Source organism: Streptomyces sp. NRRL F-2664, from assembly GCF_000719345.1.
GTDB lineage: Bacteria > Actinomycetota > Actinomycetes > Streptomycetales > Streptomycetaceae > Streptomyces.
In genome coordinates this window covers 51552-63389 of record NZ_JOFX01000023.1, presented here as the reverse complement: position 1 = coordinate 63389, position 11838 = coordinate 51552, and the positions used below count along the sequence as shown (strand labels likewise).

At 70.7% G+C, this 11838-nt stretch carries 8 protein-coding genes, 1 tRNA gene and 1 pseudogene; 5 read left to right on the top strand and 5 right to left on the bottom strand.

What is annotated here, in order from left to right; all coding sequences use genetic code 11:
* Positions 1–122 precede the first annotated feature (122 nt).
* Positions 123–1100, bottom strand: a complete 978-nt coding sequence (locus IF89_RS0120675) for a hypothetical protein (protein ID WP_030770032.1) — start codon at positions 1098–1100, stop codon at positions 123–125.
* A gap of 299 nt (positions 1101–1399) precedes the next feature.
* Between IF89_RS0120675 and IF89_RS0120670 the strand changes: the two genes are divergently transcribed.
* Both IF89_RS0120670 and IF89_RS49640 read left to right on the top strand, forming a co-directional pair.
* A complete protein-coding gene (locus IF89_RS0120670) occupies positions 1400–2512 on the top strand; it encodes a hypothetical protein (RefSeq protein ID WP_030770025.1) in 1113 nt (370 codons plus the stop codon).
* 53 nt (positions 2513–2565) lie between these two features.
* Positions 2566–2769, top strand: coding sequence for a hypothetical protein (locus IF89_RS49640; RefSeq protein WP_420706950.1), 204 nt, complete (start codon positions 2566–2568; stop codon positions 2767–2769).
* Here the strand turns inward: IF89_RS49640 and IF89_RS0120665 are convergent.
* Both IF89_RS0120665 and IF89_RS0120660 read right to left on the bottom strand, forming a co-directional pair.
* Entirely contained in the window at positions 2727–4463 is a 1737-nt protein-coding gene (locus IF89_RS0120665) for an immunity 49 family protein (RefSeq protein ID WP_030770023.1), read from the bottom strand. The two genes, IF89_RS49640 and IF89_RS0120665, sit on opposite strands and share 43 nt — an antisense overlap.
* A 472-nt stretch (positions 4464–4935) precedes the next feature.
* Positions 4936–5009: transfer RNA gene (locus IF89_RS0120660), tRNA-Met, on the bottom strand.
* A 1192-nt stretch (positions 5010–6201) separates the two neighbouring features.
* On the opposite strand from IF89_RS0120660, the gene IF89_RS40890 reads away from it, so the two are divergent.
* Entirely contained in the window at positions 6202–7479 is a 1278-nt protein-coding gene (locus IF89_RS40890; protein ID WP_051807346.1) for a winged helix-turn-helix transcriptional regulator, read from the top strand.
* A 961-nt stretch (positions 7480–8440) separates the two neighbouring features.
* Here IF89_RS40890 and IF89_RS0120645 read toward each other — a convergent pair.
* Both IF89_RS0120645 and IF89_RS0120640 read right to left on the bottom strand, forming a co-directional pair.
* Complete coding sequence (locus IF89_RS0120645) at positions 8441–9265, bottom strand: NAD(P)H-binding protein (protein WP_030770011.1); 825 nt, start codon at positions 9263–9265, stop codon at positions 8441–8443.
* Positions 9266–9586: 321 nt separating this feature from the next.
* Positions 9587–9841: a transcriptional regulator gene (locus IF89_RS0120640; RefSeq protein ID WP_078628418.1), complete on the bottom strand. Its 255-nt coding sequence runs from the start codon at positions 9839–9841 to the stop codon at positions 9587–9589.
* A gap of 418 nt (positions 9842–10259) precedes the next feature.
* Here IF89_RS0120640 and IF89_RS49635 point away from each other — a divergent pair, with 418 nt between their 5' ends.
* On the top strand, positions 10260–10889 hold the full coding sequence (locus tag IF89_RS49635) for a hypothetical protein (RefSeq protein WP_420706949.1): 630 nt from the start codon (positions 10260–10262) through the stop codon (positions 10887–10889).
* A gap of 6 nt (positions 10890–10895) precedes the next feature.
* Positions 10896–11831 (top strand): annotated as a pseudogene (locus IF89_RS47760) (RHS repeat-associated core domain-containing protein); the annotation flags it as partial.
* Positions 11832–11838 lie beyond the last annotated feature (7 nt).

Sequence of the window (11838 nt, the reverse complement as noted above, 5' to 3'; positions counted from 1 at the left end):
GGCACCTGGTGAGGGGTGGGCGGCCGGGTGGGACTTTCGCGATCACGGCCTTCGCGGGCCCCCGCGGCCCCCGCGGCCCCGTCGTTCTCGTTGCTCCGATCGCTCCGGTGGCTCCCGTGCGATCAGCGTCCGATGGACGACCGCTGCTTGCGGTACGCCGCGGCCGGATCGGAGCCGTTCAGGTAGTACCAGGGAAACTCCGTCACGCGGCCGTCGGTGATGCGGAAGCACTCCTTTGCGGCCTCACGGTCCCCGGCCAGCGAGAAGGCCATCGCGAACGTGTTGAGGACCTGGATCCACCCTCCGGTCCGGACGAAGTCCGGGTGGCGGTAGGAGTGGTCGGCCGCCTCCTGCAAGGAGGCCGCGACCTCGGGCCGGCGCATGTAGGCGGCGTCCGGTCCGGCGTCGAGGGAGAGCCAGTGCTCGAGGTGGGCGATGGCGACGAGCTGACCCAGCCGCGTTCCGGCGGGGGCGCCGAAAGCGGACGCGCGGGCGAAGGCGTGCATCTCCTCGTGCGATCCGCCCCACTTGTCGCAGACCTGCTGCAGTTGCTGCTGGTGCGCTCCGAGGTGGTGCGGGTCGCGGCGCACCGTCGCCTCGAAGCGGCGTCGGGCGGTCGTCTGCCCGACCTGGAGTCCGCGGCCGGTGATCTGGAGGCCGTACCAGGGCGAGGTCCAGAGGGGCTCTCGCTCCGCAACCTCGTACAGGTATGCCTCGGCGGTACGCAGCCTCGCGTGGAAGACCTCGAACTGCTCGCGGGAGACGTCCTTGGCCCGGGCCCCGGTCCGCGCCTCCCAGCCCCAGCTGATGTGGCGGATCCCGGCCACGAGCCGGGGCAGGGCGGCCTCGGGATCCGCTTCGAGGACCTTGGCGATCCACCGCTCCACCCCCGCGGTATCGCCGACGGCCCACAGCAGCTCGGTCCGGTCCTCGCTCTCAGGGCGCGCTTCGAGCACCCCGCGCACGGCGGCCCAGTCCGCTGCCGCGGCGGCCTCGCGCACGCGCCGTACGTCGGGATCGCCCGAATCCTCCTGGACCTGCGCGACGGGCCTACCAGCCCATTTGCCCAGCGTGAGTCCCCATTGACGGAGCAATGCCATGCCCCCCACCCCTTGTTGCGTTCGAACGGGGAGGGCGTTGGTCACCTCCCGTGAGGGTAGTGACTATCACGCAGCACCGACAATCGCACATCCGTTTCCCCAGACCCTTCCCCCGTCGGCCGCCGCTCGCCCCCTTATTCCCGGACGGGTGGTGTTTGTCCGGCCGGGGCGGCGAGGTCCCGGCCGCCGTCCTGCCCCTCCTGAGCTGACGGCCGCGACCCCGCCCCCTGCTCTGACCTCGCCTTATCCTTGGCCTTGACTATTGCGGAGAGTGATCAGTTCGGGAATCATTCCCCGCCGTGACCCTCTTCCTCGCCGTCGTACTCGGCGTGTTTCTCGTCCTCCTCCACCGCCTCTTCATCAGCCCCGGCCGCGTCGACCGCTGGGTCGGCAAGCACTTCGTAGCGTCCGACTACGGCCTTCCGCCCCGCGAGCAGCTCAGCTCGCGGCGCTCCGGTCCGCCCCCGTCGGCGCACCGGGCCGAGGAGAGGCAGGCCGTCGCCGACGCCGCGTGGGAAGGGGACTGGAAAGCCGCCGAACGGTACGTCCGGGCTGCGGGCGAGGACTGGGACGAGCGGTGGGACCGGCTGGAGCTCCTGAAGCACGTCGCCCAGAGGGACGATGCCTGGCTCGACGCCTGGCGCGCCGCCGAGCCGGACAACTGCGACGCGGCAACCCTGCACGCGAGCATCATGGTCCGCCAGGCTTGGGAGATCCGGGGCAGCGCCTACGCCCACGCGGTTCCCGCCTCCGACATGAACCGCTTCCGCGCCATGCTGCCGGCCGCGATCGAGGAGGCCCGGAAGGCGGCGCTGCTCGACCCTGCGAACCCGGGTCCCTGGGTCGTCATGGTCACGGCGGCGCGCGGGGCGCAGTACGACCGCTCCCGGTTCAGGCCGCTGTGGGAGGGCCTCGTCGAACGCGCGCCCCACCACTACGAGGGGCACGCGCAGGCCCTCCAGTACTGGTGCGCCAAGTGGTACGGCAGTGACCGGCGGATGATGCGGTTCGCCCGACAGGCCGTTCACAAGGCCCCGCCCGGCAGCCCGCTCGCCGGGATCTACCTGCACGCGCTGAGCGAGCTCACCGAGCGGTCCGCCGCTTTCGCGCTGCCCGTGACTCCGATGACGAGGAGTCTGCTGAAGCGGATCGCCGCCTCGTTCGACCAGGTCGCGTCCGACGACGAGCGCCTGCCGGTCCTGCGGCACCTGCTGGCGCACTACATGCTCCGGTCGATGATGTACGCGCCGGCCCTGGAGCAGTTCCGCCGGATCGGGCCATGGTGCGGAGCCCACCCCTGGCGCGAGGCGGGGAATCCGGTCATGGCGTTCGAAGCGGCCCGCGGCCGGGCCGCGAAGCTGTCCCGGACTCGTCCCACCCCGACGCCGCGGGTCCACGGGATGGCACGCTGAAGGGTGTTGCAGAAGGCTCGGTTCCCGGAGTTCCTCGGCACACCTTCGCCTGCATGAAGAACTGGAAGATCCTCCGCGACTGCCGGCAGGAGGGCGACGGCCTCCACCACGCCGTCCAGGCCGTCCCCACCATGCACAACCTCGCCATGGCACGGGGAAGCAGCAGGCCAGGCACCACACCGGCCTCCTCGAAGTGGACCTTCTGCACCACCCTTCAGAAGGGTTCGGCGGCCGCCAGGAGGTACTGCGGCAGGTAAGGAGACTCGACGCGGATGTTCCAGCCGCGGCGGCGGGCGTGGCAGGCGAGCGCGAGGACGTCGAGGTTGACGGAAACCTCGGGGCCGTCGGCGCGGTCGGCGACCTCGTAGTGGGCGCGGTGGGCTTCGAGCGCGTCGGCCAGGGCCAGGTTGAAGCTCTCCTCGTCGCCTTCCACGAGCTGCGACAGCAGCACGGTCGGCGGCATCGCGAATCCCCAGTCCTTGGCCTTCTCCGCCTCGTGCAGCGCCCGCTGTGTGGCTGCTTCGGGCTCGGCGCCCTTGAGGTAGGCGTGGAGGGCTTCGCGGTACGCGGTGAACGCGGAGCCGTCCGGGCCTGCGAAGGTGGGGCCGGTGAGCACCAGCGGCGCGAGGTCCTCGCGCACGCCGGTGATCAGGGCAAAGGAGACGGCCATCTGCCAGTACCCGGGGCCGGCTTCCCTCCCGCGCTTGGCCGGGTAGCGCAGGGTGCGGCCGCCGATGGACACCTCGACCTCGGTGTCCGGCTCGGCCAGTGCGATGCGGAACAGGGCAGCGCCCGTCTGTGAGGCCAGCCGGAGAGTGGCGAGCTGCGCGTCCGCGATGTCGCCGGGATTTCCCGACCGCCACCGGAACAGGCGCTGCTGGTCCTCCAGGACGCTGCCCAGACGCCAGACAGGGAGGGACTTGCCGCCGACGGGAGTGAACGCCTCCTGGAGGTGTTGCTCGTACATGGCCTCGATCCGCTCGATCCCCTCCCGCTCGCAGGCCGGCCGCTCCACCACCAGCGGGCCGGCGGCGAGCGCGGCGATAGCGTCCGGCCGCCGGTCCCGGCCGAACCCCGCGACGCGCGGTCCCGGCGTCTCGAAGCCGGTGACCAGCGCGTGCGGGAGGTAGTCGCTGCGGACAGCCGGCTCCCAGCCCAGCGTCCGGTACGCGAGCGCCGCGAAGGCGATGGGGACGAGCGGGAGCAGGCTGCTCGGCGAAGCCTTGGGCCCGTGCAGGGTCGACTCCCGGCTCAGCAGGCCGGCCAGAGCACTGTCGAACGCCTCCTTGTCCTCGGCCGCCAGAGCCCTCAGCGTCCGCAGCGCCGCGCTGTCCAGGTGGTCCAGCAGGGGCTCCCCGGTCTCCTCGGCGCGGATCCGGATCCGGTCCAGAGCGGCGTCGACGGCGGCGAGCTTGGCCCGCGCGCTCGGCGGGTACTCCTCGTCGTCGCCCGTGTCGTCCAGGACCACAGCCGTCAGGCCGGTGGCGAGCTCACCCAGCGGCGTTCCCTTGGCCTGCTCAGCGAACTTCTGCCGGGCGAAGTGGAAGGCCTCGCCGTGCCACTTCGCCTTGTCCCGGAGCACCGCCAGGCACAGCGCGTCGATCCAGTCCCCCGGCGTGACCATCTCCTCGGGCGAGTCGTCACCCGGGTCGTAGCTCATGCCGAAATTCACGTACGCCAGGAAGACGTTGAACGTGCAGTGCGGGTGGTACGCGGCGTAGGCGACGGCACCGGCCGCGGCTTCGGAGGCGTCCTTGAGGGCGGCCTTGGCCTCCGGGGTGTCGAGGTCGGGTGTCTCGACGGAGAGGGCGCCCAGGTAGTCGAGGAACTCCTCCGCGATCGACTGCCATGCGTAGGTCGCCATCCGGCCGGCCCTCGACATGGAGTGCACCTGGCCGCCGATGCGGTTCGTGAAGTCCTCGCGCGCTGCCGACAGGGCCGCCTGGCCCACCTGGTGACGCTCTATTCGCACTGCTCTGCTCCTTGATCGATTGCAGTCACAGCCTAGGTGCGGGATCCGACAGGACGGCGAGACGACCTGGAAGCAGATCGGACGCCCGCACGGGCTGAGCGCGGCGCGGCCTGGGCCCGGCACGGCCGGGCCCGTATCCAGTGGCCGCGTCCGCCGACGCCGGGTGATGGTAGTTCGCGGGGAGGGTCGGTCAGCTGCGTCTGATCGTGCGCGGTGCGCGGCTGGGCCGAGGTGGCCGGGCGCCGCGCCGTCATCGAGGCGGAGGTGAGCACGCTCGACGGCGTATGGATCTCCATCGGTCGTCACGGCGGGCTGGTCGGCCGTGCGCTGGCGACCGCAGCCGCGTCTCCCCCGGCAACGTCGTCCCGCGGGTACGGGGGCTCCGCCGGGCTCGTGGGCGTCGGGTTCAGATACGGCGAAGGGCCCGGACGGATCCGGGCCCTTCGGTCAGTAGCGGGGACAGGATTTGAACCTGCGACCTCTGGGTTATGAGCCCAGCGAGCTACCGAGCTGCTCCACCCCGCGTCGGTGAGGCCACTCTACACAGGGCGCAGCGGGGCGGCGCGCAGCCGGCACGGTGGTGCGCTGCCGATGTGCGCCCGGCCTGGTTAGTCGTCCCAGGTGGGGTCCAGCACCGGGCCGCCGTCCGGACGGACGGCGGCCCGGTGCTGCAATGGCGCTCGTCGTGGCAGCCGGAGCCGTGCCCTGACAGCCCTGCCCACTTGCTTACCGAACCGGACCCCCACGACGCCACCGCCGCACGCTGCCGCCCTGCGGTGCCCGTCCGATAGCCAGTCAGGCAGCGCGAATACGGGGCTGTCCGTCGTGGTGGTCCAGACAGGCGCCGGGGCCGCAGCGACGCAGGCGGTCAACCGTCGGCCGGTGGGTGGCTGACGCTACGTTCATTGCGCCTACTTGCCGCCGGTGGCTGCTCTGGGCGACCGTAGGCGGGCCTCTTCAAAGCCAGGGGAATCCACGCAACCACAGCTTCTTCCGCACGGCATACCGGCGGCTCGCGCATCCCACGCGTGCTCGTCGCGACAGTTCGCGAGGGTCGCGGTCGCTGTCGAGCGGAGGTAGCGGATGTGTAGTTCCCCAGGGCCCGATGGCCGGGGCGCGGAGGTCGAGGGCGACCAGCCCTCCTCAGCCGGGCGCGGTACGGCCAGGAGTTGGCGTACACGGGATGTGAGTTCGTGGTGGACCGGATTGCGGGCGGTACTCCTCATAGGGGAGACCGTGGCCGTCCTCAAGCACCACGAAGCCCTCGCCCAGGGGGCGAGGGCTCTCATCGCGTTGGGTGACATGGCTGTCGACGCCGGCAAGCACGAGCGGCCATGAAACCGAGGGGGGTCTGGCCGCCGACTGGCGGTCAGGCCCTCCCCACCCAGGAGACCACGAACCGCGTCTTGCGCCAAGTGCCCCCTCCTGCAGGTGCTCTCACAGGCCGTCACGAAAGCAGTTTCGTGTCATGCTCGCCTCGTGTCCACGAGGAGGTTGCGTCATGGGAACCGAGCAGGGGCGCTGCCGGGAGTGTGAGGGGCCGCTGCCGGCGGCTGCGGAAACCGGCCGGCCCCGCCGGTACTGCTCCGACGTCTGCAGATCCGCGGCCCGGCGCTCCCGTGCCAGGGTGCGGACGTCACCGGACCCCGCGGCGCAGCAGTGTGCGACGGACATCGCGGGCCATCGGTGTGAACGCCGTGCCCGGCATGTCCTGACCGTGGACGGCACCGAGCTCCAGGTGTACGCGGAATGCCGGGAGTTCACGACGGCGTTCCTGACGAAGGCAGGAGTAACGGCCTCGACCGTGGACGCTCAGCCTTTGGACCCGCTGGCGCAACCCGTACCCGAGGCGAAACACCGGCCGCCGGCGCCCGAGCCGGCACCGGCCCTCCCGCCGGCCCCCGGCCGCCGCAAGGCGCGTGTCCTCCTCATCGAGGATGATCCGGGCGTCCGGGCCGCCCTGGCGAAACGACTCAGCGAGCACCACTACACCGTCCTGCACGAAGCCTCCGGATCCGCCGGCCTGCGTACGGCGAACAAGCAGCGTCCCGACCTGATCCTGTTGGACCTCGGCCTCCCCGACATCGACGGCGCCCAGGTCCTGACCCGCCTGCGGACGGTCAGTGACGTACCGGTCATCGTCGTCACGGCCCGAGACGACGTCGGGGCGCTCCTGCAGGGCTGGAGCCAAGGCGCGGACGACTACCTCGTCAAGCCCGTCCGAGTCGCGGAACTCCTCGCCCGCATGGACCGGGTACTGCGTCGGCGTTCCTCCCCGGAGCAGTGGGCGGAAGGCGTCTGGGACGACGGCCTGATTCGGCTCGTCTCCCAGTCGTCGGAAGCCTCCGTGGCCGGCACCCCGCTGCAGCTCACCCGCACGGAGTTCCGTGTGCTCGATCTTCTCGTGCGCAACTCGGGCGTTGTGCAGCCCTCGGAAAAGCTGCTCGCCCGGGCCTGGGAGGACGTCGACAGCGATACGGAGAAGGTCAAGTCCACCATCTCGCGCCTGCGAAGGAAACTGGAGGCGACCGCCGTGGGAAGTGCCTCCATCGTCTCCGCCCGAGGCATCGGCTACTTCTACCGAGCACCGGAGCCGTCCGCGGCCGTCCCCGCAGGATCAGGGGCCTCCTCGGCGCGGGTCGGCTACGGGCACGCCGCCAACATCCTCAGCCACCTGGAGGCCCGACCAGCAGACGGCGACCACCTGCAGGTGGGGTCCCTGCACATCCAGCTGAGTATCCGACAGGTGCGTGTGAGCGGAACGGTCATCGAACTCACCACCAAGCAATTCGACCTGCTCGCCCTGCTCGCCCGGCGACAGGGCGAGGTCGTCACCCGAGAGCAGCTCTTGGACAGCCTGTGGCCCGGGGGCGGATTCGAGTTACAGCGCTCCCTCCAAGTCCACGTCGCCTCGCTGCGGAGCAAACTGGACGGGGCGTCACGGATCGAGAAAATCGACAATCTCGGCTACCGAATCGTACCTGCACCCAGGTAGTACCGGGCCGCTACACCGGAATGAGCAGGACCAGCACGGCACCCGGTGTCAACTCCCGAATATGCAAGCCGGTCGGACGGGCCCGGACCGTTCGAGGCGTCCTGCGCTTCAGCAGGGCATCTTTGCAATTCGGGCCGGATCGGGAGGTCCTCGGCTCGACCTCTTGCCATCCGTCCGGCCCGATGCGCGTGCGGTGGCGGGGAGAGCAGGGTGCGCGTTCCGTGGCCGGGCGACGGCTGGATGACGGTGCAGCTATGTCGCCCAGGTCCCGGTAGGTGGTGGTGTAGCCGGTCAGCAGGTCGGACGTATCCGCGCTACCGATGAGTCGTATACCCGACCCGCACACCACAATGTCGGCACCAAACCCCGCAGGACAGGCCGACGCCCTACCTCGAATATCAGCACACCGATCACATGCGATACGAGGAAAGGCGAAGGTCACCGCCGCGAGAGCCCTGGTGCCGGCGGCCATCCATGTCGCCTCGCCAGTGCTGCTGATAGCGGAGCCGCAGGCCGTCGCAGATGCCGCTGCTACGTCTACTGGGATGAGACCCCACCGATGTCGGACAAGCAGCAGGGCCGAATCGGTGTCCATTGGTTCGTGGTGACCAGCCCTCCACTCGCATGGCTCTGGCCCACAGAGGCTACGCCCGACTGGCTCTGTTCACGAGAACCGGTTCTGGCTCAACTTATGTGGTGAGGTCACCGCGCGTGAGTGGCAGCCATGGTGTTGGCGAGCTGCGTGACAGGGTCATCGGCGATCTGGTAACGGGACTGCTGGGTGGGCCAGGTGGAAACGCGTCGTCCGACCAGCGCGCGACTACGTGGAAGTGGAGGTGAGGTACTGACTGATCAGAGCCGGGTCCACCGGCGGTCAGGATGTTCACGCCTCCGAGAGCGGGCATTGACATGACCGGCCTCCAGGTGTACATCCCAGGGTCGGTCCAGCCCTTCCTTCCTATCAGGGGCGGAATGCGTCAGCGTGTGCGGCGGCCCATTGCGCGAAGGTCCGCGGCGGACGGCCGACCACTTCCTCGACCACCGACGTCACCTCGGCCACCGTCTCGGGCACGGTGGCCCACATGTGCAGCATGAACTCGATGCCCTCCTCGGGCCAGCCCTCGGCGCGCCACTGCCGGCGGGCCTGGTCATCGGTCAGCTCGGTGAAACGGATCTCACGGCCCGTCGCCGCCGCGATGGCTGACACCTTGTCGATCGGCGTCAGCGCTTCGGGCCCCGACACGAGGAGGCTCCTGCCCGCGTGACCTCCCCCGGTGAGTACCGTAGCGACGACGTCGGCGACATCCGTCTCGTCGGCCGAGGCGGTCCTGCGATGCGCGTACGGCTCGCGGACCTCCGCCGCGGTGCGGATGGCCTCGGACCAGCCCAGCGCGTTGGACATGAAGTCGATCGGCCAGATGAACGTCCACTCCAGGCCGCTGTTCCGCACGGCCTGTCCCAGTTCTCCTTCCTCGCCGGCCGACAGGACCGTCAGCCGGCGTACGCCCGCCTCGGCGGCCATCGCCATGATCTGCGGTCCTGTGCGCAGCGGGGTGTGGTCGTGTCCGGTGGCTCCGAGCAGGTGCACGGCCGAGACGCCGTCGAGAGCCGCTGCCAGCGTCTGCGGCTTCGTGAGGTCGCCGCCCACCACTTCGATGCCGTCGGGCAGGCCGGTCGCCTCGGCCGGGGCGCGTGTGAGCGCGCGCACCGTCTGTCCGGCTCGGCGCAGTCGCTCGACCACGTGGCGCCCCAGGGTGCCCGTAGCACCCGTGACCAGAATCGTCACATCGCTCCTTCCGTACGGCCGTTGGGTGGCGGGCACCGCCGCTCGGGGCGGCAGTCGAACCTTCCGGTGCCCGGCCACGGACGACAGTAGGTGGCATTTAGGTCAGATGGTGTCCTCGATCGCCGCCTGTCCGATACCGATCCGCCGGACGGGCCTGGTGGCCTGCGGTGTGTCTTGGATGCGCCGACGTCGGCCGTTCCGGGTGCATACCGAGGTACGCACCGAGCCGGGCATCGTGAGCGGTCCGACCGCGGTACCGCCCACGCCAGGGCACAAGTGAATGGCTGGTCGCGCCCGCGACCAGCCATTCACTCGTGCCCATCACTGCAGTGGGCCCGCGATTACCGTGAGGGCGGCGAGGTGGCCCAGGTAGGCGGCCGCTCCGTCCTCGGTCAGCCGCAGCCAGGTCCGCGTACGGCGTCCGACCTGCCCCTTCTCCACCGGCACCCAGCCCGCTTCGTCGAGCCGCGAGACCTGCTTCGACAAGGCGGAGTCGGTGAGTTCCACGAGGTCCCGTACGTAGGCGAACTCGGCCTTCTCCACAGCGGCGAGGGCTGCGACGATCGACAGGCGCACCGCCGAAGCCAATAGGGGCTGCAATGGTTACCTCATCGACGTCTTCGGCCCCGACGGCCGGCTCATCCACCGCATGGACACCCGCCCCTAGCTTGATCTCCACCCTGTTTAGCGGGGTGGGCGTGGTCGAGCTCGGATGGCGAGCGAGCCGGTGGCGGTCACGGCGGCGCGGCGCGCAGCACGGCCGCGTCGGAGGCGGCGTTCGCCTGCACCCGAAACTCCTGCACGCGCTGCCAGGTGGTGATGAACGTCTGCCTCGGGGTGTATGAGTGCGACCTGTGCCCTGACAAGGACCACGACTGCACCGCCCGCGCAACGCCGCTGGCGGACCGCACCGTACGGGCGACCTGCGCCCACGGGCCGGGTCGGCCGCCGATCCTTGGAGGCGAGCAGGTCCCTTGCTGATACCCGCCACCGGGTGACGCGTGTGACCACCGCCGCCGGTCGTACCCGCCAGTACCTGATCGACGACCGGTACCGGGTGGTGGCCGAGACCGACCCGCTCGGCGCGGTCACCCGGTACCAGTACGACAGCGGCGGCCGGCGGACCGCGCTCACCGATCCGCTCGGCCACACCACCCGCAGCACCTTCGACGACATGGGCCGCATGGTCTCCTACGTCCGGCCCGACGGCCGGGAGGCCCGCGCCGAGTACAACGACCTCGGCCGGCCGGTCAAGGTCGTCGCCGTGGACGGATCGGTCGTCCACCAGACCTACGACGAGCGCGGAAACCGCACCGCGGTCAGCCGCCCCGACGGGACGATCACCCACTTCGGCTACGACGAGAGCGGCCACCTCACCACCGTCACCGACCCCCGCGGGGCGGTCACGCGGATCCGCACCGACCGGGCCGGGCTGCCGCTGGCCGTCACCGACCGGCTCGGCGCCACCACCACGTACGAGCGGGACGCCTTCGGGCGGGTCACGGCGTCACCGACCCCCTGGGAGCGGTCACCCGCATGGAATGGACGGTGGAGGGCAAGCCGCTGCACCGGAAGGACCCGAACGGCCGGCGCCGCTCGTGGACGTATGACGGGAACTGCCTGACCCGTACGGACGGCCCCGACGGCGGCGGGGTGCACTTCGAGTACACCCACTTCGACCTGCTCGCCGCCCGGACCGATGCGGACGGCACGCGCCACGCATACAGACGTGGGCAACCAGACCTCCGCGCACTGGCCCGACGCCCATCCCGGAGGCGGGGAAGCCACCGGACCGCGCACCTACGAGGGCACCCGGCTGATCGGCGCGGGCCGGGTCCGCCACGAGTACGACGTCCTCGGCCGGGTCGTGCTCCGCCAGAAGGCCCGGCTCTCGCGCAAGCCCGACACCTGGCGCTACGAGTGGGACGCCGAGGACCGAATCACGGCCGTCACCACCCCGGACGGGACGCGCTGGCGGTACACGTACGACCCGCTGGGACGGCGGACGGCGAAGGAACGGATGACGCCCGACGGCCTGGAGGTGGCCGAACGCACGGTCTTCACCTGGGACGGCACCGTGCTGTGCGAGCAGCGGACCGCCGCCGCGGCGCAGGAGGCCGGCGGGATCGCCGTGACCTGGGACCACCGCGGCCTGCAGCCGCTCGCGCAGACGGAGCGGATCCTGGGCGCCAGCCAGGAGGTGGTGGACGAGCGGTTCTACGCCATCGTCACCGACCTGGTGGGCGCACCCGCCGAACTCATCGACGAGGGCGGCGGACTGGCCTGGCGCAGCCGCTCCACACTGTGGGGATCCACGGCCTGGAACCGGGACGCCACGGCCTACACGCCGCTGCGCTTCCCCGGCCAGTACTTCGACGCCGAATCAGGCCTGCACCATAACTACTTCCGCACGTACGACCCCGAGACCGCCCGCTATCTGAGCCCGGACCCGCTGGGCCTGGCGGCGGCCCCCAACCCGATGGCGTACGTTGCCAACCCCCACGGGTGGTGCGACCCCTTCGGGCTGGCCCCGTACTCGGACCTCAACGAGGCGGAGAGCGGCAAGGACAACC

What these genes read in the sequence shown, in the direction of transcription:
- IF89_RS0120675 (WP_030770032.1), bottom strand. Translation starts at nt 1,100, where the DNA reads ATGGCATTGCTCCGTCAATGGGGACTCACGCTGGGCAAATGGGCTGGT.
- IF89_RS49640 (WP_420706950.1), top strand. Translation starts at nt 2,566, where the DNA reads ATGAAGAACTGGAAGATCCTCCGCGACTGCCGGCAGGAGGGCGACGGC.